This is a genomic window from Cryobacterium sp. M96 (genome assembly GCF_002929845.1).
In the GTDB taxonomy this organism is placed as follows: domain Bacteria; phylum Actinomycetota; class Actinomycetes; order Actinomycetales; family Microbacteriaceae; genus Cryobacterium; species Cryobacterium sandaracinum.
Genome location: NZ_PJJS01000052.1, coordinates 43,381 through 70,064 on the forward strand (window position 1 = coordinate 43,381; position 26,684 = coordinate 70,064).

Annotated in this window: 18 protein-coding genes and 4 pseudogenes; 17 read left to right on the top strand and 5 right to left on the bottom strand. The window is 62.4% G+C overall.

Annotated elements, in window-relative coordinates; genetic code table 11:
- Nucleotides 1–77: 77 nt before the first annotated feature.
- Nucleotides 78–1,883, top strand: coding sequence for a choice-of-anchor L domain-containing protein (locus tag CXY79_RS12200; RefSeq protein WP_104101828.1), 1,806 nt, complete (start codon nucleotides 78–80; stop codon nucleotides 1,881–1,883).
- 649 nt (nucleotides 1,884–2,532) lie between these two features.
- Complete coding sequence (locus CXY79_RS12205) at nucleotides 2,533–3,288, top strand: transposase (protein WP_104101831.1); 756 nt, start codon at nucleotides 2,533–2,535, stop codon at nucleotides 3,286–3,288.
- Between the two features lie 50 nt (nucleotides 3,289–3,338).
- On the opposite strand, the gene CXY79_RS12210 is transcribed toward CXY79_RS12205, so the two are convergent.
- A complete protein-coding gene (locus CXY79_RS12210) occupies nucleotides 3,339–4,187 on the bottom strand; it encodes an alpha/beta fold hydrolase (protein ID WP_104101834.1) in 849 nt (282 codons plus the stop codon).
- Between the two features lie 419 nt (nucleotides 4,188–4,606).
- Between CXY79_RS12210 and CXY79_RS12215 the strand changes: the two genes are divergently transcribed.
- From CXY79_RS12215 to CXY79_RS12235, 5 genes are read left to right on the top strand one after another with little or no spacing between them, the layout of a single operon-like run.
- Nucleotides 4,607–8,335: a nitrate reductase subunit alpha gene (locus CXY79_RS12215; RefSeq protein ID WP_104101837.1), complete on the top strand. Its 3,729-nt coding sequence runs from the start codon at nucleotides 4,607–4,609 to the stop codon at nucleotides 8,333–8,335.
- Nucleotides 8,335–10,056 carry a nitrate reductase subunit beta gene (gene narH, locus CXY79_RS12220; protein ID WP_104101839.1) on the top strand — a complete coding sequence of 574 codons (1,722 nt, stop codon included), beginning with the start codon at nucleotides 8,335–8,337 and terminating at the stop codon, nucleotides 10,054–10,056. Before CXY79_RS12215 ends, narH begins: the two co-directional genes overlap by 1 nt.
- Nucleotides 10,053–10,700: a nitrate reductase molybdenum cofactor assembly chaperone gene (narJ, locus tag CXY79_RS12225; protein ID WP_104171073.1), complete on the top strand. Its 648-nt coding sequence runs from the start codon at nucleotides 10,053–10,055 to the stop codon at nucleotides 10,698–10,700. Before narH ends, narJ begins: the two co-directional genes overlap by 4 nt.
- Nucleotides 10,700–11,455 carry a respiratory nitrate reductase subunit gamma gene (narI, locus tag CXY79_RS12230; protein ID WP_104101842.1) on the top strand — a complete coding sequence of 252 codons (756 nt, stop codon included), beginning with the start codon at nucleotides 10,700–10,702 and terminating at the stop codon, nucleotides 11,453–11,455. Before narJ ends, narI begins: the two co-directional genes overlap by 1 nt.
- 27 nt (nucleotides 11,456–11,482) lie before the next feature.
- Nucleotides 11,483–12,703, top strand: a complete 1,221-nt coding sequence (locus CXY79_RS12235) for an MFS transporter (protein WP_104102218.1) — start codon at nucleotides 11,483–11,485, stop codon at nucleotides 12,701–12,703.
- A gap of 665 nt (nucleotides 12,704–13,368) precedes the next feature.
- On the opposite strand, the gene CXY79_RS15735 is transcribed toward CXY79_RS12235, so the two are convergent.
- The gene (locus CXY79_RS15735) at nucleotides 13,369–13,602 is read right to left on the bottom strand and encodes a hypothetical protein (protein WP_134570204.1); all 234 of its coding nucleotides are present in this window, start codon (nucleotides 13,600–13,602) and stop codon (nucleotides 13,369–13,371) included.
- Between the two features lie 393 nt (nucleotides 13,603–13,995).
- Between CXY79_RS15735 and CXY79_RS12245 the strand changes: the two genes are divergently transcribed.
- The 8 genes and pseudogenes from CXY79_RS12245 (at nucleotide 13,996) to CXY79_RS15740 (ending at nucleotide 22,456) form a co-directional block, all read left to right on the top strand.
- Nucleotides 13,996–14,766 (top strand): hypothetical protein, encoded by a 771-nt coding sequence (locus CXY79_RS12245; RefSeq protein ID WP_104101847.1) that lies wholly within the window; start codon nucleotides 13,996–13,998, stop codon nucleotides 14,764–14,766.
- 260 nt (nucleotides 14,767–15,026) lie between these two features.
- Nucleotides 15,027–15,497 (top strand): class F sortase, encoded by a 471-nt coding sequence (locus CXY79_RS12250; RefSeq protein WP_166785893.1) that lies wholly within the window; start codon nucleotides 15,027–15,029, stop codon nucleotides 15,495–15,497.
- Between the two features lie 208 nt (nucleotides 15,498–15,705).
- Nucleotides 15,706–16,116 (top strand): hypothetical protein, encoded by a 411-nt coding sequence (locus CXY79_RS12255; protein WP_146068138.1) that lies wholly within the window; start codon nucleotides 15,706–15,708, stop codon nucleotides 16,114–16,116.
- 344 nt (nucleotides 16,117–16,460) lie between these two features.
- Nucleotides 16,461–17,264: pseudogene (locus CXY79_RS16560) on the top strand (magnesium transporter CorA family protein).
- A gap of 179 nt (nucleotides 17,265–17,443) precedes the next feature.
- Nucleotides 17,444–18,450: pseudogene (locus tag CXY79_RS12265) on the top strand (magnesium and cobalt transport protein CorA); the annotation flags it as partial.
- A 188-nt stretch (nucleotides 18,451–18,638) separates the two neighbouring features.
- Nucleotides 18,639–20,600 carry an amino acid transporter gene (locus CXY79_RS12270; RefSeq protein ID WP_369827982.1) on the top strand — a complete coding sequence of 654 codons (1,962 nt, stop codon included), beginning with the start codon at nucleotides 18,639–18,641 and terminating at the stop codon, nucleotides 20,598–20,600.
- Nucleotides 20,601–20,752: 152 nt separating this feature from the next.
- Nucleotides 20,753–21,073 (top strand): annotated as a pseudogene (locus CXY79_RS12275) (hypothetical protein); the annotation flags it as partial.
- Between the two features lie 1,188 nt (nucleotides 21,074–22,261).
- On the top strand, nucleotides 22,262–22,456 hold the full coding sequence (locus CXY79_RS15740; protein WP_134343049.1) for a three-helix bundle dimerization domain-containing protein: 195 nt from the start codon (nucleotides 22,262–22,264) through the stop codon (nucleotides 22,454–22,456).
- Nucleotides 22,457–22,563: 107 nt separating this feature from the next.
- Here CXY79_RS15740 and CXY79_RS12285 read toward each other — a convergent pair whose 3' ends face one another.
- Nucleotides 22,564–22,890 (bottom strand): hypothetical protein, encoded by a 327-nt coding sequence (locus tag CXY79_RS12285; RefSeq protein ID WP_198416281.1) that lies wholly within the window; start codon nucleotides 22,888–22,890, stop codon nucleotides 22,564–22,566.
- 356 nt (nucleotides 22,891–23,246) lie between these two features.
- On the opposite strand from CXY79_RS12285, the gene CXY79_RS12290 reads away from it, so the two are divergent.
- Nucleotides 23,247–23,648 (top strand): VOC family protein, encoded by a 402-nt coding sequence (locus CXY79_RS12290; protein WP_104101863.1) that lies wholly within the window; start codon nucleotides 23,247–23,249, stop codon nucleotides 23,646–23,648.
- An 844-nt stretch (nucleotides 23,649–24,492) separates the two neighbouring features.
- Complete coding sequence (locus CXY79_RS12295; RefSeq protein ID WP_104101866.1) at nucleotides 24,493–25,356, top strand: hypothetical protein; 864 nt, start codon at nucleotides 24,493–24,495, stop codon at nucleotides 25,354–25,356.
- Nucleotides 25,357–25,610: 254 nt separating this feature from the next.
- Here CXY79_RS12295 and CXY79_RS17005 read toward each other — a convergent pair.
- Nucleotides 25,611–25,948 (bottom strand): annotated as a pseudogene (locus CXY79_RS17005) (DNA polymerase III subunit alpha); the annotation flags it as partial.
- A 14-nt stretch (nucleotides 25,949–25,962) separates the two neighbouring features.
- Nucleotides 25,963–26,628, bottom strand: coding sequence for a hypothetical protein (locus CXY79_RS12305; protein ID WP_104101872.1), 666 nt, complete (start codon nucleotides 26,626–26,628; stop codon nucleotides 25,963–25,965).
- Nucleotides 26,629–26,684: the final 56 nt, after the last annotated feature.

A 26,684-nucleotide genomic window follows, 5' to 3' on the forward strand; every position in this document is an offset into this window, starting at 1 on the left:
AACAACCGAGACGAGGGAGCACGATCGTGAAATCAAGGCTAATTTCAGGCGCGGTAGCGATTGCGCTCGCGGCATCGATGTTGGTCCTGGGAACGGGACCAGCCAACGCCGCCACCACCACTGCGAACCTCACCGGCCCACAAACCCCGCTCGAACTGGCGCAGGCGCTGGCGGGCGAGGGCGTGTCCGTCAGCAACGTCACCTACACCGGAGACGAACGGGCGGCGGGGACCTTCGCCGAGACCGATCCCACCGTCTTCGGCTTCGACTCGGGTGTCATCCTGTCGTCGGGCGAGGTGGCATCCATCGTCGGCCCGAACGACGCAGACGGCACCACCACCACCTTCGGGGGCGCGGGAGACACTGACCTCACGACGCTGGCCGGATTCCAGACATTCGACGCCTCGGTGCTGAGCTTCGACTTCGTCCCCAACGCGGCGACGGTGTACGTGAGTTACGTCTTCGCCTCTGAGGAGTACAACGAGTTCTCGAACAGTTCGTTCAACGACACCTTCGCTTTTTTCGTCAACGGCCAGAACTGCGCGACGGTGGATAACGTCCCGGTGTCGATCAACACGATCAATGGCGGCAAACCGCTGGGCACCGACCCAGTGCGCCCACAGCTGTACCGGAACAACGATCTGAGCGATGGAACGCCAACGATAGACACGCAGGCCGACGGACTCACCGTTGGACTGGTATGCGAGTCTGCCGTCAACAACGGCGAGACCAACACAATGAAGCTGGCCATCGCGGACGGAAGCGACACTATCCTCGACAGCTGGGTCGTGCTCAGCGCCAGCGGGATCACCACCACGAAGCCGGAGATCTGCAACGACTCGGTCGACAACGACGGAGATGGGCTCGTTGACGGTGCCGACCCTGACTGCGTGGTCTCCGGGCCAGCGGCGACAAACACCGCCTACACCGGGTCCACGACAGTCCAGTACTCCGACCCAATCGGACTGTCCGGCGTCTTGACCGACACAACGGCCGATCCCGATGCCGCCGTGAGCGGCAAGGACCTGACGTTCATCCTGGGGACGCAGTCGACCGCGGGCTCAACCGGCGCCGCCGGAACGGCCAGCGGTTCGATCGCCGTGTCGCAGCCCCCCGGGGCGTACCAGGTGACAACCTCGTTCGCAGGCGATGCAGGATTCGCAGCCTCGTCCGACACCGACTCCGTGACGGTGGCGAAGGAGGACTCCACCTTGGCCTACAACGGCGAGACGTTGATTGCCACGATGGCCAGCACGACGTTGTCCGCCACTCTGGGTGAGCTTGACTCGACTCTCGGTGACCTGTCGAACAAGACGGTCGTCTTTACCGTGACCGACTCGAACATGGTGACGCAGACGTTCTCCGCGACGACCAACGCCAGCGGAGTGGCCAGCATCACCGTGCCGCTCGCCTCGGGCGTGTACGCGGTCAAGGCCGAGTTCGCTGGCAACGACTACTACCTGGGATCTGCGACTGCTGCCGACACGCTGGTCACCGTCCAGGCCGCCGGGGCCAAGGTGACCGGTGGCGGTTGGACATCCATCTCGACGGGCCGTACGTCATTCGGGTTCAACGTGATCCCCGAAGCCACCGGCTTCAAGGGACAGTTCCAGTTGCGCGCCAAGGCCGACAAGGCCAAGTTCCACGGCAACACCGCGATCAGCCTGGTCGTCTCAGGGAACACGGCGACGTGGACCGGCGGCGGGAAGTGGAACGGCACCGCGGGCTACACCTTCCAGGTGTCGGTCGTGGACAACGGGGCCTCAGGGGGGAAGAAGGGCGACACGATCAAGGTCGTGATCAAGAACCCCTCCGGTACCGTGGTCTTCACCACGGGTTCGACGCCGGTGGCCCTCAGGGGCGGCAACATCACCATCCACTGAACCGAAGAGTTGTGCGGCCAGCTGGGTGCTGGCCGCACAACCTCTGCGCGGGTGACGGCAATGGCTCTGACTGCGGGCTCAGCGCGGCCAGCGACGCGGAACATGGGCGGTTCTGCGCCGACACCGTCTGACCAAAGCGTAGAGACGACCAACGCCACCGCGGTGACCTATACGGGAAGCGCGCGCAGCGCCACAGGGGTGGCGCAATAATCGCTGTCCAATCGTGGCGGGCGCCTGCCGCGGGATCCTCGGCACAACGCGTGTCCAATCTGGTCGTCGGGCTTGGTGACCGCGAGGGATGCTGCGGTTGCATAGTTGGGTGCAGATGACCCGGCACGGGTACGCCTTGTCCGCGCGGACCCGGTCTGGGCATCCTTGGAAGGCAACACGGAAACCTTCAGTTCGGCGAGCAGTCGGGGTAGCGCGGGGGAGTCCCCGGACTCGGCAACGGGGTCAGCGACACGCCTTAGGAGCGTGGGCCAGTCGTAGCAGTGTTTAAAACGCCGGTCGCGTTCCCGGGCTTTGGTATGGGGTCTGGAAAACTACTTGTGAGCGATTCGGATGGTCTGTTTCCCGGGACGAAGCTTGAGCATGTTGACCTGGTCGTGAATGACGGTGTTGAGGCTGGCGCTAATGTGAATAAACGGTTTTGAGTGTTCGAGCCGGCGGCGGTGATGTTGGTGCCACATCGCTGGTTGAGTGGTTGCCGCAGAATCACCTCTCTCCCTTCATCGCGGATATCGTCGAAACCCAGCTCGACCTGACGAAGGTTTACGCGTCGTATGCAAAGGCGAAGGGACAGCCGCCGTATGACCCCCGGCTGATGGTGCGTGTCCTGCTCTACGGGTATTGCGTCGGGATCCGGTCATCGCGGGAGCTGGCACGGGTCCGCGTGGATATGGTCGCGTTTCGCTGGTTGGCCGCGCAGCAGGCCCCAGATTTTCGTTCCATTGCCCAGTTCCGGAAACGCCACCTCTCCAGCTTGGGGAACGTGTTCTTGCAGGCGTTGGAACTCGGCCGCACTGCCGGGATGGTGTCGCTCGGGCAGGTCGCGTTGGACGGCACGAAGGTGTGCGCGAACGCGTCCCTGCGCAAGGCGATGAGTCACGGTCGGTTGACAGAGAAGCAGAAGGTCCTCGCCGCTGAAGTCTCCGCGCTGCTGGCTGACGCGGACGCGATCGGCGTTGCCGAGAATGCGCGGTTCGGGAAAGACAAACGCGGCGATGAGTTGCCGCCGGAGCTCGCGCGGCGGGAGTCCCGCCTGGTGAAACTTGCCGAGGCGCGCGCTGCATTGGAGGCCGACGCGGCCGCTCTGGCTCGGAAGGACGCGGATAAGAAAGCCCGGGACAAGACTTTAGTGTCGGGCTATTCATGCATGGCTACGACCTATCACAAGGCGAAATAATCCTGCTTAAAGGGTACGTAACCCCGTCGGCGAGGTCCTTACGCGGTTGGCTATTTCGCGAGGAATGCGAGTACGTGCTGGTTCCATTCGTCCTTGTGCGAAACGGTGACCCCGTGCGGGGCGTCTGTGATCACGACGAGTTTGCTGCCGGCAATGGCCTCGTGAGTACGTTTGCCACTCACCTCGAATGGCACGATGGTGTCGGAGTCACCGTGGATGACCAGAGTCGGCACCGTGATTTTCGTAAGGTCGTCGCGGAAGTCGGTAGTGGAGAATGCGGTTACGCAGTCGAGCGTCCCCTTCGGCGATGCCAGTTGAGCGATGTCGAGATTATAGGCAATCTGCTCGGAGCTAACCTTTGGAGTGTTGACCGGGGACGGCTTGCCGGCGGTGAAGAACATCTGCAAAAATTCGTGCAGGAACGCCGGCCGGTCTCCGGTCAAGCCGTCGTGGAACCATTGAGCCAAATCGGCGTCGACGCCCCCGTCAGGGTTGTCATCCGATTTCCAGAGGTAAGGCGGCACGGCGCTGGCGAAGACGAGCTTGGCGATGCGGGCGGTGCCATAGGTACTGACGTATCGAGCGAGCTCTCCACCGCCCATCGAGAATCCGACGAGGGTGACCTCCCGCAGATCGAGGGTATCGATCACGGCCTTCAGGTCGGCGGCGAACGTGTTGTAGTCGTACCCATCCCAAGGCTGTGACGACTGGCCGAACCCGCGACGGTCAAAAGTGATGACCCGGTAGCCGGCCTCGACCAGTGCGGGTACCTGCCCCTCCCAGGACCTACTACTCAGGGGCCAACCGTGGATCAGTACGACGGGCTTACCGGCTCCGACGTCTTCGTAGTGCAGTTCGACGTCGGGACCGTTGTGATCCGGGGCGGTGATGAAGGGCATGGTCTCTCCTCTTAATCGGGGCGGTTCGTTGGAGGCAATCGAAATGTGCAATAGAGACAATAGGGGTTCGCTGGGAGAACGCTGAGCTGATGAGCACAGAGGCAAACCGTGTCACCATCACCGCTCCGCGGAAGGGGCAGCTTAAAACCGTCGGACGCCGAAACGAATTGCCTGGCGAGCCGCAGCCCTCCACGCACGGCGCACTTCCTTGCGGACGCTGCTGAAGTACGTCTTCTCAACCGACGTCAGTGCGAACACTTAGCTCTACTATCCATGGCGTCCTGGATTAAGAAGTGAGGTGTTTTTGAGAAACCCGGTTCAACCCTGTTTCCTAGGATGACAGTCTCGTGTTAGGTGTTGACCATCCGCGTTCACGGGCACCACTAGCGGACTGCAAGGGCGATATATAGAATCTCACCATGGCAGCTGCTCCAGTGCCTGCCGGTTTGGACGGAAAAGCGTCGGACACCATGTTGGCGCTAGGCCGTTTTTTCACTCGGTGGGACCAAACAGATGATGGGCGCGCAGTGTTCCGTGAAGGCGGGCGCAAGGGCGATGTGTTCTACCGCGACCGGTGGAGCCATGACAAGGTGGTGCGTTCCACCCACGGGGTGAACTGCACGGGGTCGTGTTCGTGGAAGGTTTACGTTCGGGACGGCATTATCACTTGGGAGTCGCAGCAGACGGATTACCCGTCGGTGGGCCCCGACAGTCCGGAGTACGAGCCGCGGGGGTGCCCCCGTGGTGCGGCGTTCAGTTGGTACACCTACTCACCCACGCGGGTGCGGTATCCGTACGCCCGTGGAGTTCTCGTCGAAATGTACCGTGAGGCGAAGGTTCGTCTCCAGGACCCCGTGCTCGCTTGGGCCGACGTTGTGGACGACCCTGAACGACGTCGTTGCTACCAGCAAGCGCGAGGGAAGGGCGGGCTCGTCCGGATTCCGTGGCAGGAGGCGATCGAAATCGCCGCCGCCGCCCACGTCCACACGATCAAGAAGTACGGTCCGGATCGGTGTTCCGGGTTCTCCCCGATCCCGGCCATGTCTATGGTGTCGCACGCGGCGGGTAACCGGTTCATCCAGCTCATCGGCGGGGTGATGACGTCTTTTTACGACTGGTATGCCGACCTTCCCGTGGCCTCTCCGCAGGTGTTCGGCGACCAGACAGACGTGCCTGAATCAGGTGACTGGTGGGATTCCACCTATCTGATGATGTGGGGATCAAACGTTCCCGTGACGCGCACGCCTGACGCGCACTTTATGGCGGAGGTGCGGTATCGCGGCACAAAGGTGGTCGCGATCAGCCCCGACTATGCCGACAATACGAAGTTCGCCGACGAGTGGCTGCCCGCCCAGGCCGGCACTGACGCGGCGCTTGCGATGGCGATGGGGCACGTGATGCTCAAGGAATTCTTCGTCGACCGGCAGGTGCCCTATTTCAGCGGCTATGTGCGCCGCTACACAGATCTGCCCTTCCTTGTCCGGCTCGAGGAGCACGCTGGCGGTGGGCTGGTGCCCACGAAATTTTTGATGGCGGCTGACTTGCCCGACAAGGCGCATATTCCGGATGCTGCGTTTAAAACGGTCTTGCTTGACTCAGCCACTGGCGCTCCCGTGGTGCCCAATGGTTCCATCGGCTACCGGTACGGTGAAGCGGGTAAGGGCAAGTGGAACCTCGACCTCGAGGGTGTCGACCCGGCGTTGAGCCTTCTCGACGAGTCCGTCTCAGGCCAGCCCCCGGAGACCGCTGAGATCCGGATGCCCTGCTTCGAGGCACCCTCCGGGGAGGGGTCGATCGTGACTCGCGGCGTTCCCGTCCGGCGAGTGGCCGGGCACCTGGTAACCACGGTGTTCGACCTGATGCTCGCTCAATACGGGGTTGGGCGTCCAGGACTGCCGGGCGACTGGGCGACCGACTACGACGACGCGTCGACGCCGTACACGCCGGCCTGGCAGGAGGAGATCACGAGCGTGCCGGCCGCCGCGTGCATCCGGGTGGCGCGAGAATTTGCCCGCAACGCTGAGGAATCGAAGGGGCGGTCCATGATCATTATGGGGGCCGGTATCTGCCAGTGGTTCCACGGTGACGCCACCTACCGTGCGGTTCTCTCGCTCGTGATGCTCACCGGATGCATGGGGCGAAACGGCGGCGGATGGGCGCATTACGTCGGCCAAGAGAAAACCCGTCCGATCACGGGATGGATTTCTCTCGCTAACGCTCTGGACTGGAGTCGACCGCCGCGCACCATGATCGGTACCGGGTATTGGTACATGCACACCGACCAATGGCGCTCAGATGGGTACTCGGCCGACTCGCTCAAGTCCCCTCTCGCTGATGGGCACTTCGACGGTATGCACACCGCGGACACGATCGCGCAGTCGAACAGGCTCGGTTGGATGCCGTTCTACCCTCAGTTCGACCGCAACCCGCTTGACCTCGCCGATGAGGCGCAAGCGGCGGTGGATGCGGGGGAGGCGCCCGACGCCCCCACCTGGATCGCCGATGCCCTCAAAAGCAGGCGGCTGACCCCCGCCATCGACGATATCGACGCTCCCGAAAATTGGCCGCGCACCCTGGTGCTCTGGCGCTCCAACCTTTTCGGCTCATCTGCCAAGGGCAACGAGTACTTTTTGCGCAACCTTCTCGGCACTCACAACAACGTGATGGGTGCCGACCACATGAACGCTGCCCGACCGCGTGATGTGAAATGGCACGACGAGGCTCCGGAAGGAAAACTGGACCTGCTCGTCTCAGCTGATTTCCGGATGACGTCAACCACACTGTTGTCGGACATCGTCTTTCCGGCTGCAACTTGGTACGAAAAACACGACCTTTCCTCTACCGACATGCACCCCTTCGTGCACGCCTTCAGCCCCGCAATCGACCCACCGTGGGAGGCGAAAACCGACTTTGACACGTTTCGACTGCTCGCCGAGGAGTTTTCCCGGCAGGCGGTGACGCACCTCGGCACCCGACGGGACCTGGTCAGTGTGCCGCTGCAACACGATACGCCGGGGGAGATAGCGCAGCCGGGTGGAGTGGTGCGCGACTGGCGGAACACCGATATACCGGCGGTCCCCGGTCAGAATATGCCTGTCTTCTCGATCGTCGAACGGGACTACACCGCTATCGCGGAGAAGCTAGCCACGGTTGGACCCCTCGCGGAGGAACGCGGTTTCACCGTGAAGAACATCACCTATCGGATGGGGCACGAGATCGAGCGGCTCGCCCGAAGCAACGGGGTGATGCTCGGTGGTGCGGGGAACGGCCGCCCGGCCATCGATACCGATGCGAAGTTCGCCCAGGCCATCCTGAGCTTTTCCGGCACCACCAATGGCGAACTGGCCGTGCAGGGGTTTCGCGAACTGGAAGAGCAGACCGGCATGAAGCTCGTCGACCTTGCCGAGGGATCCGAAGAGAAGCGGGTGACCTTTGCGCAGACGCAAGCGGGGCCCGTCCCTGTCATCACTTCGCCTGAGTGGTCCGGGTCGGAGACTGGTGGGCGTCGGTATTCCCCGTTCACGATCAACGTCGAGCGGCTGAAACCCTGGCACACCCTCACCGGCCGGATGCACTTCTTCCTCGACCACGACTGGATGCGCGACCTCGGGGAGGCCCTCCCGATTTACCGACCACCGCTGGATATGCAGCGCCTGTTTGGCGAACCTCGGTTTGGCCCGAACGGAACCACCGAGATCACAGTGCGCTATCTGACTCCGCACTCGAAGTGGTCGATCCACTCAGAATATCAGGACAACCTTTTTATGCTGTCTCTATCGAGGGGAGGACCGACGGCTTGGATTAGCCCCATGGATGCGGCGGCCATCTCGGTCTCTGACAATGACTGGATCGAGTGTGTCAACTTCAACGGCGTGTACGTGTGCCGCGCCGTGGTCAGCCATCGGATGCCCGCGGGAGTCGTTTACGTCTACCACGCGCAAGAGCGCACAATCGATGTACCCAAGTCGGAGGCGACGGGCCGCCGGGGCGGAATTCACAACTCGCCCACCCGCCTGCTCGTCAAACCCACCCACCTCATTGGCGGGTATGCGCAGCTGTCGTACGCCTTCAACTATCTGGGCCCTACCGGCAACCAGCGTGACATGGTCACCACAATCCGAAAGCGTTCCCAGGAGGTGCGGTACTGATGCGCGTGATGGCTCAAATGGGCATGGTGATGAACCTCGACAAATGCATCGGGTGCCACACCTGCTCGGTGACCTGCAAACAGGCGTGGACGAATCGCGCCGGAACCGAATATGTCTGGTTCAACAACGTGGAAACCCGGCCGGGGCAGGGGTACCCGCGTCGCTACGAGGACCAGGAACAGTGGAAGGGCGGTTGGCAGCTAAACAAGAAGGGCCGACTTGTGCTGAAGGGGGGCGGACGCCTGAAGAAGCTTTTCGGAATCTTCGCAAGCCCCGTGCAGCCCGAGTTGAAGGATTATTACGAGCCCTGGACCTATGACTATAAAACACTGATCGACGCACCGCTGGGAGACGACTTCCCAGTGGCCCGCCCGAAATCCTTGATCACGGGCGAGGACACCAAAATCAGTTGGTCGGCGAACTGGGACGACGACCTCGGCGGCGCCCCTGAGATGGGTCACCTTGACCCCATCGTGGAGAAGGTGCGGAGGGAGTCGGAAGACAAGATTAAGTTCGCCTTTGAACAAACTTTTATGTTCTACCTTCCGCGGATCTGTGAGCACTGCCTCAACCCTTCCTGCATGGCATCGTGTCCATCCGGTGCCATCTACAAGCGCGTGGAAGACGGCATTGTGCTCGTCGATCAGGACAAGTGCCGCGGCTGGCGCCAGTGCATCACCGGCTGCCCGTACAAGAAGATCTACTTCAACCACAAAACCGGCAAAGCCGAGAAGTGCACCTTCTGTTATCCGCGGGTGGAAATTGGCCTCCCCACAGTCTGCTCCGAAACGTGTGTCGGGCGCCTCCGCTATCTCGGCTTGTTCCTCTATGACGCCGACCGCGTCACCGACGCCGCAGCGGTGACGGATGTCACCGACCTGTACGAATCGCAGATGGACGTGCTCCTCGACCCGAACGACCCCGAAGTGGCCGCTGCCGCCCTCGACCAAGGCATTCCCAGCGATTGGCTGGACGCCGCACGGAAATCGCCCGTGTACGCTCTCGCGAAGGTGTACAAGGTGGCGTTACCGCTGCACCCGGAGTATCGCACGATGCCCATGGTCTGGTACGTGCCCCCGCTGTCTCCCATTGTCGATCTCCTGAGCGAACAGGGCCACGATGCCGAAGACAACGGCAACCTCTTTGGCGCCATCGACGCGCTGCGCATTCCCGTCGAGTACCTCGCCGAACTTTTTACCGCTGGCGACACCGACAAGATCACCGAGGTTTTGCGCAAACTCGCGGCGATGCGCGCCTACATGCGCGGCATCACGATGGGACAAAAACCTGACCCGTCGATCCCCGCGGCTGTGGGGATGACGCCAGGCAACATGTATGAAATGTACAGGCTGATGGCGATCGCAAAGTACGACGAGCGCTACGTTATCCCCAAGGCGCACGTCGAGCAGGCGCATGACCTGGAGGAGATGGGCTGCTCGGTCGATTTCGAGGGCGGGCCGGGCATGTACGAAGACTCGCCGTTCGGGGAGGCGAGTGGTCGACCGACGCCCGTCGCCGTGGAGAACTTCTACGCGCTCAAAGATCGGCAGACTTCCGACACTCCCGCCGGCGAGCAGTCGCTCCGGGGCCGCGTAAACCTCCTCAACTGGGACGGCAACGGAAGCCCCGTGGGTTCTTTCTCCGAGAAACGCGACCAGCCGCGCGCTGCACCGCCGTCACCGGCTGATTTGCGCCCACCGACGGATGGCGGTGCGCTGTGAGGCGTGACCGGGCTGCAGCTCATAGCCTGGCGCAGCGGGTCTTCTACCAGGCTGCCTCGTGGTGCCTGTCGTATCCGGACGCTCAACTCGTGGGAAGGTGCGAGTTGATGCGGTCCGCACTGGCCGAACAGGGCCCGGCAGCACCTGATCTCACCGCGGTCATCGCGTACCTTGAGAACACCGCGATCGGCACCCTCCAGCGCTCCTACGTTGAGACGTTCGACCTCAGTAAGCATCATCCGCTCTACCTGTCCTATTGGACGGATGGCGACACCCGGCGCAGGGGCGACGTGCTGGCTGCGTTCAAGCAGGTGTACCGGGGGAGCGACTATCTGACCAATACGCACGGTGAGTTGCCCGACTTCTTGCCGCTGGTGCTCGAGTTCGCGGCTGTGGCCAGCCCAGTAGCAGGCCGGGACCTGCTCATCCAGTACCGGCCCAGCGTCGAAATGCTCCGGCTTTCACTCACGGAGCACGGGTCGCCGTACGCCACCGTGATGGACGGCATTTGCGCCACACTTCCAGGCCCCTCGCCCGCCGACCGGCAGGCCGTGCAAGCCATGGCCGGCGTCGGCCCCCCCGCCGAAAGTGTCGGACTTGAACCGTACGACCCGCGCCTGCTTCCTTTGAACGCGAGCTCGTGATGTGGGACGTGCTGCTCTGGGGAATTCTCCCCTATGTGATGGTGGCGATCCTGATCAGTGGAACTATCTGGCGCTACCGTTACGACCAATTCGGTTGGACCACCCGCTCGTCCCAGCTCTACGAATCCCGGCTCCTGCGCATTGGATCGCCAATATTTCATTTCGGGTTCCTCGCCGTCATCGCCGGGCATTTCTTCGGCCTGGTGATCCCGATGTCCTGGACACTCTTTTTCGGGATGAGCCAGGACTTCTATCACCTCAACGCTCTGCTGGTCGGCGGCGTTGCGGGGGTCTGCACTCTCGGTGGCATTGTGATCCTGATCTATCGGCGCCGCAAAACCGGGCCGGTCTTCATGGCCACGACCACCAACGACAAGATGATGTACATCGTGTTGACCGCCGCGATCGTCCTGGGGCTCTGGACCACCCTCGCTAGCGTTTTCAGCGGCGAGCATGGCCACAACTACCGTGAAACCGTGTCGCCCTGGTTTCGTTCGCTTTTCATTCTGCAACCAGATATCGCGGCCATGGCCGCAGCTCCGTTCTCCTTCCACATTCACACCCTCGTGGGCATGATTTTGTTCGTCGTGTGGCCCTTCACCCGGCTGGTGCACGCCTTCACCGCACCTCTGCACTACCTGTTCCGGCCCTACATCGTCTACCGGTCCAGAGATCAAGAGCCCGGGCAGATTCGGCCGGTGCGCCGCGGGTGGGCGCCCATCGGAACCCAGGATCGCACCCGGGACAAACGCTGATCGGAGGTGCGGGTAATGGGCACACCGATGGGCTCGAAAATGACTGCACGGCAGAAGGCACACCACAGCAAGGGTGTGAACCTCACCCTCGCGACTCTCACCTCCGTCGTGTGCTTCTGGGCGTGGACGAGTGTCTCGCCGCTCGGCATCCGCTATACCGAGTCGATGAATCTCTCGTCGGCCCAGACGTCTGTACTCGTGGCGATGCCCATACTCGTCGGATCGATCGGCCGCATTCCAGTGGGCGTGCTCACCGACCGATTCGGCGGACGCCTCCTATTCACACTGGTACTGCTTGCATCCGTCCCCGCCCTCTTGCTCGTCGCGCTTGCCGGAACCCTCAACGCATTTGCCTTCCTGGTCGTGGCAGCGCTGTTGCTCGGCGTAGCCGGAACCGTGTTCGCCGTGGGAATTCCATTCGTGAGCCAGTGGTACCAGCCATCCCGCCGAGGCTTTGCAACCGGCGTCTTCGGGGCAGGGATGGGCGGCACCGCAGTGTCGGCCTTCTTCACTCCACGTTTGGTGGAATGGCTCGGATACGTTCCAACTCACCTCATCATCGCGACGCTCCTCCTCGTCACCGCAATATGCGTATGGACACTTATGGCAGAGGCCCCCGGATTCACGGCCAGCACTGATCCATTCCTTCCCAAGCTCACCGCGGCGGCGCGGCTCAGCGTGACGTGGCAGATGAGTTTTCTCTATGCGCTGGTCTTCGGCGGATTCGTCGCTTTTTCCACCTACCTGCCCACGTATCTCCGCCAGATATACGATTTCGACCTCACTGCCGCGGGGACACGAACGGCTGGGTTTGCGGTTGCCGCCGTTATTCTCCGCCCCATCGGCGGAATTCTTGCCGACCGCATCGGTCCGAAGCCAGTGGTAATCGGGTCGCTGGCGGCGGTGGCCGTTCTCGCTTGGGTGGTGAACCTCCGTCCCGATGGCGAGATCCCCGCCGGCCTCACCTTTGTCGCGATGGCGTCTGCACTCGGTCTCGGTGCTGGGGGAGTGTTCGCCTGGATCGGGAGGAGCGCACCGCCCGCCAGAGTGGGGGCGGTGAGTGGCATCGTCAGCGCTGCCGGTGGGTTAGGCGGATACTTCCCGCCACTGGTGATGGGGGCCACCTACAACGCTGCGGAAAACAGCTATGCGATCGGACTAATTCTCCTCGCTGGTACCGCTCTGGCCGCTCTGATTTTCACGATCCTTTTTGTGAAAAACCGACCGTCTGCCACCACGACTCAGTGACATTTCCAAAGACCTACGCCCGCTCGTTGGTGTCGCCCGTCGCGTTGTTTGACGGTGGCGGGGTCACCGTCGGTGACGTCGACCGGGTTTGTTAAAGCCTTGTCGGAAGTTTCCGGTGCGAGGTAGATGGCGTGACGGCGTGGATGGTGTCGTTGGCGAAGTGTGGGTTGGACTGGCCGGCAGCTTCAAGGTGCTGCGGATGTAATCGGTCGTATCGGCTGCGTTCATCCCGATCATTGTCCCGGGTGGAGATGTTTCGGTCTGGCGCTGGGAGCACCGCGAGTTTGAGCTCACCGACGCCGAAGTGTGTGCTGCCCGATAAGGCGTATCGCGATGTGCGATCCGGTGTCCATGTCGACGTTTGTGAGCATGCGGAGCATTTTGAGGTGGGTGTTGGCGAGCAGGTGTGCCTCACCGATGACGAAGGATATGAGCTAAGTAGGGCATCCGGTCCGCGAGCGATGTTGTGATGCAGCGACGTAATTGGCGCTTAGAGACTGGCTTCATGACGCTCTGCCAGCGAGCGCCCGGGTCGACCTTTGAAGGTCCGATTAGCTCTGGCAACTCGAAGTCCACTGGTGTGACAGGCCCGATCGAGGAGTGGCGCCGGCGGCGGTGCCGCGACAGAAGTCTCGGCCAAGGGTGGTGGCGGTGGTGGAGGTCTTCTATTTCTTCGGACAGATCTCGCCATCGTTAGGCGTTTCCTGGTCGTGGCGACAGTTCTTCAGGAAATGATTTCCACCCCCAATCGACGCCGGCGATGGCGGACGGCCGATGTCGACGAGGCGGACCATGCGGGTGATGGTGAAATTGATCTCTATTACGCCAATCGATTCATACGCCTGGACCTCGTATTCGATGCTTCCTGGTGGAAGAAGGTCGACGCTTTTTTCAAGCACGCCCTGTCCATCTTCAGATCCGCGTCTTTTTGCCGTAGCCGCTGCAGCTCGGCCCCTTCAGACTCCATCACTTCGGCCCGTCGGGTTTCGTTGAGCGCCTTGAACGCGGTCACCATGCGGCCCAGGGTTGCCTCGTCGACTCCGCTCTCGGGTGACGGTCGCGACCGTTTTGCCGGTGGTGATGATCAGCTTCACGGCCTCGTCTGCTTACTCAAAAGTGAACTCTCGACGTGTTCTTTCCAGAGTAAACAGTGTGTCCTGTGAGTTGTCGGCCACCAGGGCCAGGGCCACTCTTGACATATAAGGCCTGTACGCACAAACTCAACTGAAGAATACTCTTTTATGTTTTCGCTCCGATATGTTTTCGAAACTACCTCCTAGTAAGGGACTTTGATGAATAAGAAAACAGCAGTGTTTTTTGTGCCCGCGTTTGCTTTAGGTGTCGCCGTATTGACGAGTGGTCCAGCCTTTGCAGCCACTGGTGACGCGTCCTACCAGGGGACGCTGGATGCGATCAACGGCAGCAACGGCAGCGGCACCATCTCCGTTGAGGTTTCCGGTGATCAGGCCACAGTCACCCAGACCGTCAAGGGTCTGGCCGAGACCTTCGACGGTAAGCCGTACCCGCACGTACAGCACATCCACATCGGTGCGAAGGGGGAATGTCCCACCACGGCAGCTGACACCGATGGAGATGGTGTGATCAGCACGACCGAAGGTCAGCCGTCCTACGGAGAGATTGGCACAACGTTGTCCACGAGCGGCGACACGAGTCCGGCGGCCGGAACTGATCTAACGCTTGCCGGGATGGGTGCAAACTACGACTACAACCGAACCTTCACTCTGGATGCCGCCACCGCGGCCTCGCTGGAGGCAGGCACGGCGGTTGTGGTGGTCCACGGGCTAGACCCGGCCACGTTGACGAAAGCAGCACAGGACGCAAAGAGTGACTTGGTTCCGAGTCTGCCCTTGGCAGCAACGTCGCCGGCTCTGTGTGGCGCCCTGAGCGCGTCGCAGGCGAACATGCCTGACGGTGGCGTGGAAACCGGTGGTGGCAGCACTTCGAGCGGTGCTGACATGGGCCTTCTCGCCCTCGGTGCCGGGGCCCTGACCGCTGCAGGTGGCGCGGTGATGATTCGTCGGCGTCTTGCCGCACGAGGCTGAGATCGGTTTGATCCCCGGTGATTATCCCGGCTGAAAAGCGTCGTCGCGGTAGCCGTCTGGCTACCGCGGCGGCGGTTCTGCTCTTCACCGTCGGCTGTGCGGCGATCGGCTTCGCCCTGTGGGGCAACCCTCCTCCTCCACGGCCGCCTGCCTCGGCTGCCGTATCAGCCCCATCGCAGGAGTCCGTCTCCGTTACACCCTCACCGGAGCCCATCTCAGATCCGCCGACTCCGCGGGTTGACCAGGTTGTCGGCCCGACCTTGACCGACTCCGAGCCCACTCAGATCAATGTCCCCGCGATTGAAGTGGACTCTGTCCTGATGCAATTGGGACAGAATCCTGATGGCACGGTGCAGACGCCGTCGTTGGACGAGGCCTCTCCGGCCGGCTGGTACACCGGTTCGCCCACCCCTGGCGCGATCGGACCTTCCGTCATCCTGGGTCACGTCGACTCCAGGGTGCAGGGGCGCGCGGTGTTTTACCGACTTGGCGAGATGCGTCCCGGCGACGAGATTTTGGTTACCCGAGCCGATGCGACAGTGGCGGTATTCGTGGTCGACGGAGTGGAGGAATACCCGAAAGATGATTTTCCGCAGTTCGCCGTCTACGGCAACACCGATCATGCGGGATTACGGCTGATCACCTGCGGTGGAGAGTTCAACGAAACCACTCGTACGTACCCAGATAATGTTGTTGTCTACGCCAGCCTGGTGTCCAGCCATGCGGCGTAGCAGGACAAAGACGCGTATCAACAGGCCCGACTGGCTGCTTGCGATCGCGGTGGCTTCCACGGCTTTGCTGGTTGGATGCGCCACCACCTCCTCCGGCGCCGTGAACACAATGACCCCCGGAATGTCCATGCCAGGCACGTCGGCCTCCCCGACTCCGCAGTCGAGCTCGGCAGGCAGCGCGGAGGCAGAACCGTCCGCAGCATCACAGATGATTTGTGGCACCGAAACACGCGACAACATCACACGTGCGCTAACTCTCGCCGCCCCGCCACACTCCGTCGACAGCTGGATCAATCGCCAATACACCTGCACATACCATCTGACTGATGGAGAATTCGTGATCTCGGTGCAGGAATCCTCGGACGCAGCGTCTGCCCGCAGCTACTTCGACACAATGCAGGGAAACCTTGCCCCAGTCCAACCCATTGAAGGACTCGCGAATCTCGGATTGCCTGCTTACGAAACCACAGGCGGCGTGGTCGTCTTCCTCAAAGACAACATGACGTTACAAGTTGACGCCAGAAAGTTGACGGATAGGGTCGGGCCGCATGGCGTCACCCGCACCGCGTTTTCCTATCAAGTAGCTACTGCCATCCTGGGCTGCTGGACCGAACACTAGTCCGGCCGCGCGTCGAATTAGCCAAGCCCGGGCCGCCTATAGCGGGACTCGCGTCCTAAAATCCAGCCGGGGGTTGGTGGGGATCTGTCTGGCCATCAGGGACTGGGTTCTTGCGCATGCCAGAGGCGTAACAGTGCGAAGACCATGCCGTTTGGAGAGGGATAGTCGCCCAATGCACCTTCGTGAATCGCGAAACGGGGTCCCAGGAGATCACGGGTGTACATGGTTGACTATGCTGTTCCCACTCCTCGTACCCGCTGTTACCGTGATGATGTCCTCATCGACGAGAACTTTGCGCTGGCCGATGTGTCCGAACATCTTGAGTTTCCCAACTCCATGGTTTGGTGGACTTCTGTACCCCGGATGGTGCCGACCTCGCATTACTCACCGAGGAGCTGGGTTTGCACGAGTTGGCCGTCGAAGACGCCACGAAACTGCGTCAGCGGCCGAAGCTCGATCACTATCCCGATCACTCGTTCTTGTCTGCTTGCGCTGTCGGCTTCGATCCGGCCTCAAAAGCGGTTACCACCGACGAGATTGCCGCCTTCATCACGGCCCGTGCACTGGTTACCGTGCACAAGGAGGAGAGCATCGATTTGGACAATGTGGTTGCCAGATGGGACTCTTTCCCGGACTTGGCGAAGCATGGTGTCGCCTTCCTGTTGCACGGACTGTTGGACTAACTTGTCGACGGGTACTTCGATGCGGTAGACGCCCTCGACGAGGAGATCGAAGAGCTCCAGAACCAGCTATTCGTGCCCTCGGCCGACCAGGAAGCCCTGCAACGGAGTTCTTTCGCGCTCCGGAAGAGCCTGGTAACGCTTCGGCGGGTGATCCTACCGATGCGCGAAGTGGTGAACACGCTCCTCCGTCGCGACCTTCACCTTGTGGCCGACGAGATGGGTCCTTACTGTCAGGGTGTCTACGACCATGTACTGCGCGCTATGAAATGGACGGAGAGCCTGCGCGACCTCGCCACGAGTATCCTCGAAGCGAATCTGGCCCTCCAGGGAAACCGGCTCAACGTGATCACCAAGAAGGTGACGGGACTGCCATCATCGCCATATCGACGGCCGTCACCGGCTTCTACGGCCAAAACGTGCCCTACCCCGGGTTTAGCGAGATCGGAGGCTTCTTCAGTTCGGTAGCGTTTATCGTGAGGTTCTCCACGCTGGTGTTTTCTCAAACGCAACGACTGAATCTAGGATCCTGACCCGCACTCACGTGCGGTGCTCTCCCGCCCCATCCTGATCGACGCCCTGATTGCACGCCGTCTTTGGGCTCTGCTCACACACTTTCTCGCACGACTGAACGGTGGGTCACGACCATGGCATTGATTGACAACGGCATCTACTTAGCCGGACACCGCGCGGAGAGCCTCCGCAGCCGTGAGGAAACGTACCAGGCCCTCCGCGAGAACGCTGGCATGGCGTGGATCGGACTCTACAGACCGGACGCCACCGAGATACGGTCGGTTGCCAGCGAATTCGATCTCCACCCGCTGGCCGTCGAAGATGCCCTGACCGGCCATCAACGAGCCATGCTCGAGCGGTACGGATCCACGTTGTTCCTCGTCTTGCGCCCCGCACGATACATCGACGAGAAGGAAGAGGTGGAATTCGGTGAGCTTCACCTCTTCATCGGCGAGGACTTTGTTGTCACCGTTCGCCACGCCGAATCGACGACCCTCAGCCGGGTCAGGCACAGCCTCGAGGCGAATCTCCCGCTTATCGCGAAGGGTCCACAAGCCGTGCTGTACTCCATCCTTGACGAGGTAGTCGATGAGTATGCACCCGTCATCGCCGGACTCGAGAACGATATCGACGAAATCGGAAACCAACTCTTTGACGGCGACCCCAGCGTCTCCCGACGCATCTATGACCTCTCCCGGGAAGTTATCGAGTTCCAGCGCGCGGTGCACCCCTCCTGATCGGGATGCTCCAAGCGCTCCTCCGCGGCTCGGAAAAATACCAGGTCGAACTGGAGCTCCAACGTTCCTTCCGCGACGTCTTGGACCACGCCATCCGCGTCGTCGATCGAGCGGACTCATTCCGCGCCATCCTACAAAACGCACTGACCGTGCACTCCACCCTGGTGAATCAACGGCAGAATGACGAAATGCGCCACATGTCTGAGACGAGCCTCGCTCAGAACGAACAGGTCAAGAAGATTTCCTCCTGGGCGGCCATCCTCTTCGCCCCAGCCCTCGTCGGCACGGCCGACGGCATGAACTTCGACTTCATGCCCGAACTGCACTGGACTTTCGGATACCCGATCGCACTCGGAGAGATGGTCTTCCTTGGCGTTGCCCGGTACGTGGTCTTCGAGAAAAAAAGTGGCTGTGACCCGCGCTCGAGGCCGACAGCACTTCGAGCTCAGATCTTTGCCCTGAGCGTGCGGCGCTCGCTCGTGTGTGGCTCACAATAGAGGTGTTGTTCGCATTCGATAGATCTGCTCGCACCCTCTAGTGACCGGCGCGGGCGGGATGGAAGATCACAGTGGATTCATTGGACGTTCCGGTCATCCCGGCGAGCGTTGCCAGCCCCGTCCGTTCGGGAGCGCCAGCGGGCAGCCTTGTGCGGTGGCTGCTTCGGAACCGTGTGCAGCCCGTCGGACCGGAGAGCCACGAAGACACGGTGACGAAGCGTCCCTGGTGGATGGTCATGTGTCTGACGGGCGTCGACTACTTCTCGACGTTGTCGTACCTGCCGAGCATCGCCGTGCTGGCTGCCGGAGCACTGGCGCCGTTGGCGACCCTGCTGATCGTTGCACTGACCCTGCTGGGGATGTTGCCGATGTACCGGCGGGTGGCGAAGGAGAGCCCGCACGGCCAGGGTTCGGTGGCGATGCTCGAGCGGCTCCTCCCGTTCTGGAAGGGCAAGTTCTTCGTGCTGGTACTTCTGGGCTTCGTCGCAACGTCCTGGATCATCACGATCACCCTGTCGTCGGCGGATGCCACGGTCCACCTTCTTGAGAACCCATATGCGCCCAGCTTCCTCGAGGGGCATGCCGTGACGATCACGATCGTCCTGCTCCTCACCCTCGGCGGCGTCTTCCTTCTCGGTTTCAGCGAAGCCGTGGCGGTTGCCATCCCGCTGGTGGCGGTGTATCTCACCCTAAACGCCGTCGTCATCGGCGTCGGCCTCTACGACGTCCTCACGGAACCAGCCGCTCTCGCCGGATGGACAGACGCCCTCACCTCCCGCGGCGGGGGGTTCGGTGATCTTCTCGGTCCCGCCATCATCGCTTTCCCGCTGCTCGTGTTGGGTCTGTCCGGATTCGAGACCGGGGTGAGCATGATGCCCCTGGTTGCCTCGGCAGGGAAAACCACCGAGGAGCGCCTGGCTTCACGCATCCGCAACACCCGCAAGCTCCTGACCGCGGCGGCCCTCATCATGAGCGCCTACCTCCTCTCGAGCACCTTCGTCACCACCCTCCTCATCCCCGAGGAAGCTTTCGAAGACGGTGGCGAAGCCAGCGGCCGCGCACTGGCCTACCTGGCCCACGAACTCGTCGGAAACACCTTCGGCACCGTCTACGACGTGAGCAGCATCCTCATCCTGTGGTTTGCGGGGGCGTCCGCGATGGCCGGCCTGATCAACATTGTCCCGCGCTACCTGCCGTCATACGGCATGGCCCCCGAGTGGAGCCGCGCCGTGCGCCCCGTGGTTCTCGTCTACACCGGCATCAGTATCCTGATCACGATTGGCTTCAACGCCGACGTCAACGCGCAGGCGGGCGCCTACGCCACCGGCATTCTGGCGATGATGGTGTCCGGAGCCGTCGCCGTCACGATCTCGGCGATCCGACGCCACCAGCGCCGAGCCAGTGTCGCATTCACCATTCTGACCTTGATCCTCCTGTACGCCCTGGGCGAGAACATCTTGGAGAAGCCAGACGGCATAGCCATTTCTGCGTTCTTCATTCTGGGAATCATCGTCGTTTCACTCGTATCCCGAGTTTCACGCACCACCGAACTGCGGGTGGAAACGGTCGAACTGGACGAACAGGCGCGGCGCTTCATCACCGACTCGCTCGCCTTCGATGGCGCGTTGAACCTGATTGCGAACAAGCCGAAGCCGGGCAAACAGACCGATTATGCCGGAAAGGAGACGGCGCAGCGGGGGATGAATCCCGTGCCGGGTCGCGCTGACGTGCTGTTCCTGGAGATCGAGGTGGTGGATCCGTCTAGTTTCAGCGAGACGCTCCATGTTCGCGGTGAAGAAGTCAACGGGCTTCGGGTGCTTCGAGCCCAGAGCCCCGCGGCTCCGAACGCCATCGCCGCCATCCTCTTGGCATTGCAGGACGCATCCGGAGTGCGACCTCACGCTTACTTTGAATGGTCAGAGGGCAACCCCCTAGGGCACCTCCTGCGCTACCTCCTCCTCGGCCAAGGAGATACCGCACCCGTCGTGCGCGAAATCCTTCGCCAGAGCGAAGCTGATCCGGCCCGCCGACCCGGAATCCACGTCGGCGGCGGCTGACGGCGCCCCGTACAGCGACGGTTCAGAGAAATCTGCACGGTCGGGAAATCGTGACTCACGCAGGGCCGTTCGTCTCCCCGTCGAGCCAGAGCGTATCGATGCGTCGTTGTGGACGGTGCCGGTGCCCACCTGCCTGGTGTCGATTTTGTCGCGGCGCATCGGGCGTGGCCTTCAATGACGGCAGAGGGTTCACCTACTCGGCCTTCGGCTACCCGGCAGCGGCACCGTTCACCGGCAACACCCTGCAGTCCTGCTCCGGCACCGCCACGGACTCCCCATACGCCCAGTCCGAATCGCAGGGCATCCCCTGCGACATGACCGGTGGAACATCCGGCGGCCCGCGGTTCATCGGCAGTGGTTCGGCCGGCTATCAGAACTCGGTCAACAGTCTCGGCTACAACAACGTCGCGAACACCATGTTCGTGCCGTACTGGGGATCGGTGATCGAGAGCGCCTGTGCTGCCGCCGCCTGAACCTGACCGGAATGACGAACCCGGCTCCGGAGGCGTCGCGCACGAGAATCTGACCGCGGACCCGTCCGACGCCGAATGGGACGAAGACCGGATGCGCGCGGCGCGACCACGAGCGATCCGTCGCAACCCGGACGGCACTCGACTTCGGATGAAGTACCGGGGCAACCAGAACCGACGGACGTACAGTAGAACCACCTGCGGGACAGCACCGGCAAGTCGGGGGTCCGCCGCATACCGCGGTGTGCGGCGGACCCGTGCTGTCATCCGGGGTCGAGGCCACGGGGACAGCCAGGGAGCCGATCGCAACCTCTCACCTTGTTTCGCAGCGGTGACAGGGATCGGGAACCGTCGAGGATCATTGACTGCTGAGGGTCTGGGAATGGCTCGAAGACCGCCCGCTTGATGAGGCGGTGCGTATCGAGGGTCGCAAGGAGCCCCCACGAGAGTGGCATCGGCACGAGGGTATCGACAACCGCTTGAGCAAGGATGCGGCCAGGACCCACGCGGAGCTGTCGGTCGAGGGTTATCAGAGCGTTCGTTTGCGACGTGCTGAGGGGTGCCTGGGTGTAGGGAGCGCGGTTCGTGTCGGACCGGAACAGGGATGAGTAGTCCTCGGTGGCCACGGATGCGTGCTTCGCCAGGGTGACCCGCGCGATCGGCTTGTGGCGCATCGACGTCTTCAGGTCCGTCTCGTCATAGCTCCTGCCCGGGAATAACTCGAACGACGCCGAGTACCCGAGATGTTGACCATTGCTGGGATGATGCCGAGGAGTGCGAGCACGGCGATGATCTTGCATGAAGAGTGTGATCAGAATCGGCGGGCACGTCAGGAGAAGAAAAACTAGGAAGGCCGTGGCGATCGGGTTGGCGAGATCAGGCTGTCGTCTATCCCGTCAATTGCGCGCCCAACCACGCTGCCAATGAAGGCCGGCGCGGCAGCGGCAACCGTCGGACCCCATCAAGTCTCGGCCCGGTATTCGCTCGTCCCGGCTTGATCGCGATGGACGCAAGGCCCGAACTCAAGGCGCATCTTGTGAAGATCCCATGATTTCATCGTGCACCCTCGACCGGGAGATGCGTAATTCCCGTTTCGTGCTGGTCGCTGACGAAAGCGATGGGCAGAGTGCGCAACTTTCGGTGACAGCAACGCCTTGATAGGCAGCTCCCGACGGTGCCACACTGGAGACTGTGAACCTCAACGATGAATTGCAGGCCGTCGAAAAAGTGGTGGATCGACTCACGAAACGATTCCCAAATGTGCCACGGTCGAGCGTTGAAAGAGCTGTCCGCGAGGAGCATCAGAACTTCTCCGGCCGCCCGATACGTGACTTTGTTCCCGTTCTCGTCGAACACGGGGTCAAGGAACGCTTACGCAAACAGTGAGCCACGGTTCAGCGGGATAGTGCGCGACCACCAGTGGTGCCCGTTGCGCCTTACTGGACATCCCGGATCATGAACACCGGGAAGTCGGCTCCTATGGTTTCGAATGCCTAGACTGGCTCCGACTGATCGACCGGAATGTGCGGTCGGGCGCCGGGTGCTTGCGCCAGGTATGACTTGGTAATCGGTGCGCGGGCATCCGCGCGAATCTCTTCAAGTAGCACCGGTCGCCTGCGCCCCGCGTGGATGACGGCGCTCCCATTCGCGGCCCGCACATTGCGCACCCACCGCGAGCCCTGGCCCAGCATCGAAACCACGTACTCACAACCTTCGTAGCGGGCCACCACGAGCGGCAGGGTGAGCAGGGTGTGCGACTTCGGATTGACGGCCTCGAGGCTTACCGCGCCGTGGCCAACGATACCGAGCGAGAACACCATCGCGCTTATTCGGTTCAGGAAACGCGCCCACCGGTTCGGGCGCCCGCCGGCGTACATGCGCCGTGAGTGGTGTGCCTCTCTCGTTTTCCGACTGTCACCATCGTTGCGGCTGTGTCGCTCGGGCGAGCTGACAGTACCATCGCATCATGGCGCGACCGTTGCCAGTGAATAGCCGATACCATAATCGTAGAGGACGGTACACCGTCGCCGATCTTGATGACGTGCACCAATGCCAGGGCGCGACCGCGGCCAAGGGATGTCCTACTTCAGCGAATCGACGATCACCAGCTCGATCAGACAACGAACCCTCACAGCGTTCTAGCGATCGGTGGTAGGTCGATCTGTATGCTTTGCATATGATGGCGCCGCAGATCTATGTCACTTTCCCCGGTACAGCGCGCGAAGCGCTCCGCTTCTACGCGGATGTTTTCAGTGGAGAGCTCACCCTGCATACCTACGAGGATTTCGGTCGCAGCGACGGCCCGCCCCACAACATAGCTCACGGAGTGCTCGAGGGCGTAGTTGTATTGATGGGATCCGATGCAGCCGCAGGTGAAAAAAGTGTTCGGCTTGATGGCGTCAAGCTCTCATTGCTGGGCGCCGCCGAACCGGAAATTCTCCACGAGTGGTTTGACAAACTCGCGATGGGCGGCCAGATCGTTGACTACCTTGCCCCAAAGCCTTGGGGTGCTTCGGATGGCCAAGTCATCGACCGTCATGGACTGCACTGGCTCATCGGATACGAACTCGGGCAATGAGCGGCCCACAACGCTCGATCGTGGAGAGCGACAAGGTCCTCGTGAGGATCGATCTGGATGTCCCTCCCTGTTGAACCCCTCCGACAAGAGTTCTCGATCGCTGCTGATCTCCACCGAGCTTGCCCCCTGTCGCCCTTTTGGAGTGCCTCGAAGCGGATGCCGCGCTCGGCCCGTCCGCGGCGGCCCGACCGGTCCCGACCGGACATGCTCGCTGTCAGAGACCTGATCACCAACGGTGGCCAACAGTAAGTCGTGATCAACGCACCGGCTGTCCGCGAGTGCCCACCCGCATATGGGCGTCGAAGCCGGGCAACTTATTGCATCGGGTGCACCCCGTATTTCGCCTCGAGCGTGGCATCCGTCACAATCTCTGGCCTGGACATGCCGCGACAGGTCTGGCAGCGCATCACGACGGGTCAGCGAAGTACCGACGACCACGGCGAGAGGCACCCAAAACCTGAGCGAGGCTGTGAAGTCGCGAAGCCGAGGGGCGCCTGACGGCAGGCTGAGAGCTTAGGGCTGCGAACTCCACACCTAAAGTTCCCTCAAAACAAATCTGCCGAAGTTCACCTGTATCACCCCGTTACGCGGACAACGAGTTGTCCTGACTCGAGCCTGTCGACGTGCACCGGCATCGGTGGCGGCCAAGTACGGATGACTTTGCCAGCTATAACTGAGCATCTGTCCAGAAAGTGAGTGCGAGCTGGAGGTTTCGTCCATGCGGCTTCATCTGGCCGTGAGTCCACCGATCAAGGTGCGCCGAGGATCGTGTAGCCCGGCCGCATCGCATTTGGAAGTCATGCGCTCTGCTTCACCCCGTTCACCTCTGACCGCCCGGCGAGAAATGAACGCCAAACGTAAACGTTCGCGCACCAGATCCGTCGCTGTCGGCACCGGAGCAGCTCTCGGTCTCCTCGGCCTGATCATGGGAATCGGTGCGGTGTCACAGGCATCCGCGGTAAGTTCTGCCGGCATCGCCGCGACGACGGAGCTCTCCGAAAGCACCGGTTTGCATCACGAGCAGCTCAGTGTCTACTCCGCCATAGCCACAAAAACCGCCCATGACCGGGCGGAGAGCACCCTCAGTGACGCCGGAACGGTGATCACGGCCATGGCGAACAAGGTGGATCCGACCCCACTGGCGTCATCCGTCGCCGCGCTCGGGGACTACAAGTCGTTGGAGACGGACACCGTCATCGAGCTCACCGAACAGACTCAGGAGGCGGCCGACACGGCCCGTTCGGCTGTGGCCGAGGTAGACCGAGCCGCCGCCGAGGCCGCTCGCGCCCAGGCCGAGGCTGCCGTTCAGGCTCAGGCTCAGGCGGACGCCCGGGCCGCGGCCGCGGATGCGTCGCGCGATTCCGCTCCAGCTGCTGAGTCCCAGCCCGACGCCGGCGGCAACACGCCCGCCGAGGCGAAGGCGACGGCCCGGGCGATGGCAGCCTCCAAGTACGGCTGGGGCGAGTCCGAGTTCTCCTGCCTCGTACAGCTCTGGAACAAGGAATCCGGCTGGTCGTACACGGCCAACAACCCCAGCGGCGCCACCGGAATCCCTCAGGCCCTGCCCGGGAGCAAGATGGCCACGGCGGGATCCGACTGGGCCACGAACGCGACGACGCAGATCTCCTGGGGTCTCGGCTACATCAAGGCCGGGTACGGCACCCCGTGCGGAGCCTGGGCGCATTCCGTGACCAACAACTGGTATTGACCGCACCTGACCTGACCTGACCCGACCGGGGCAACGGATTTGGGGGTGAGCCGCAGGTCGAGGTGGAGGGTCATGCTCCTGGCTGCTCCACAGTCGAACGAGTGGAAGGCTCAGTGTGCGTTGAGGCGGGCCCCTGCATCGATCGTCGTGCGCGGTGCGCGAGCCGGGGCCCCCGCACTCCGCTGACTCTGGCGAGCGACCTCACGCAGGTCCCACAGATTCTCCCGGGTGACGGAGACAGTCGGGCATCACCTCCCCATGCCGGACCCCTGCACCGGGGTGCCATCCAGCAGTGACGCATCGGCGAGGATGACCCTGCCGGGGTGCACGGAGAAATACCGGGGGAGCCGGTCGAGTTTGGCGGTCAGGTCGACCAGCAGGTCACACTGATCCGACCGCCGCACGTCGGCGGCCAGCTCGGCCTCCCGTCGACGGCGCGGCGGAAGGCGCGCGCGACGATGCGCCATGGCTGTTTGGCGATCGCGTCGATCATCTCGCCCAACAGGCTCAGGGCCAGGCCGGCGTACCGCACGGTGCCCCGGCCGCGGTAGGCGTTCGTCATCGACATCAGGCTGACCCGGTCGGCGCCAAAGAAACCTGTGCGAGTCAGCCGACTGCTCCCGGCCGTCTGCGTGCGATGAAGAACGGTCGCACCGACACCAGGTAGAAGGCGACGAGCGCGGCCAGCAACCCCGATGCGGATGCCCCGACGGCGACGCCCCAGAGCAGCCGGGGCCCGTTGCCGGGCACGATCACGCCGGTGATGTCGGCGTTCGCGGGCGGCTCCGTGGGCATCATCGCCGGAGTCGGCGTGCTGGTGTTCTCCGGCTCGCTGGTCGTTCCTGCGCGCTCGCCTGGAACGGGAGCAGAGGTCGGGGCTGGATCCACGTTCTTGGCAGGTGGGGCTTCCGACGGTGCCGCCGCCGTCGCCGACGGTGGAACGACAGCCGGCGTGGACTGTGGCCCGGCCGAGGGGGCCGGCTCTGCCGGGGGAGTGGTGGCGGGTTCCTCAGGTGCTGGCGAGGGGAACTTGGTCGGAGTGAGAGTGGGAGGGGGCGGCGGTGTCGGTGTCGGTCCGGGGGTGGTTTCACCCTCGGTCAGGGCCACACACTGTGACTCCCCGTCGACATCGACGATCGGCACGGTTTCGCCCGGGCACTCGTCGGCGGAGACGCGCGTCGCACTCGGCATCACGGTGCCGAGCGTCAGCAGGAGAGCGATCCCGGCCGTGAGCCCGGTCGCGGCAATCAGGGTGGTGAGTCGTCGATACACAGCTGATCCAGGTTCCGTTCGATGGTGCCGTGATTGTTCTGGTTGAACCGAGTCTG

Excerpts from the sequence above, each read along its gene's own strand:
- narH (WP_104101839.1), top strand. The coding sequence starts at position 8,335 with ATGCGCGTGATGGCTCAAATGGGCATGGTGATGAACCTCGACAAATGC.
- CXY79_RS12295 (WP_104101866.1), top strand. The coding sequence starts at position 24,493 with ATGAACGCCAAACGTAAACGTTCGCGCACCAGATCCGTCGCTGTCGGC.
- CXY79_RS12290 (WP_104101863.1), top strand. The coding sequence starts at position 23,247 with ATGATGGCGCCGCAGATCTATGTCACTTTCCCCGGTACAGCGCGCGAA.
- CXY79_RS12245 (WP_104101847.1), top strand. The coding sequence starts at position 13,996 with ATGAATAAGAAAACAGCAGTGTTTTTTGTGCCCGCGTTTGCTTTAGGT.
- CXY79_RS12215 (WP_104101837.1), top strand. The coding sequence starts at position 4,607 with ATGGCAGCTGCTCCAGTGCCTGCCGGTTTGGACGGAAAAGCGTCGGAC.
- narI (WP_104101842.1), top strand. The coding sequence starts at position 10,700 with ATGTGGGACGTGCTGCTCTGGGGAATTCTCCCCTATGTGATGGTGGCG.
- CXY79_RS12210 (WP_104101834.1), bottom strand. The coding sequence starts at position 4,187 with ATGCCCTTCATCACCGCCCCGGATCACAACGGTCCCGACGTCGAACTG.
- CXY79_RS12200 (WP_104101828.1), top strand. The coding sequence starts at position 78 with ATGTTGGTCCTGGGAACGGGACCAGCCAACGCCGCCACCACCACTGCG.
- CXY79_RS12285 (WP_198416281.1), bottom strand. The coding sequence starts at position 22,890 with ATGGTGTTCTCGCTCGGTATCGTTGGCCACGGCGCGGTAAGCCTCGAG.
- CXY79_RS12255 (WP_146068138.1), top strand. The coding sequence starts at position 15,706 with ATGATTTGTGGCACCGAAACACGCGACAACATCACACGTGCGCTAACT.
- CXY79_RS12235 (WP_104102218.1), top strand. The coding sequence starts at position 11,483 with ATGGGCTCGAAAATGACTGCACGGCAGAAGGCACACCACAGCAAGGGT.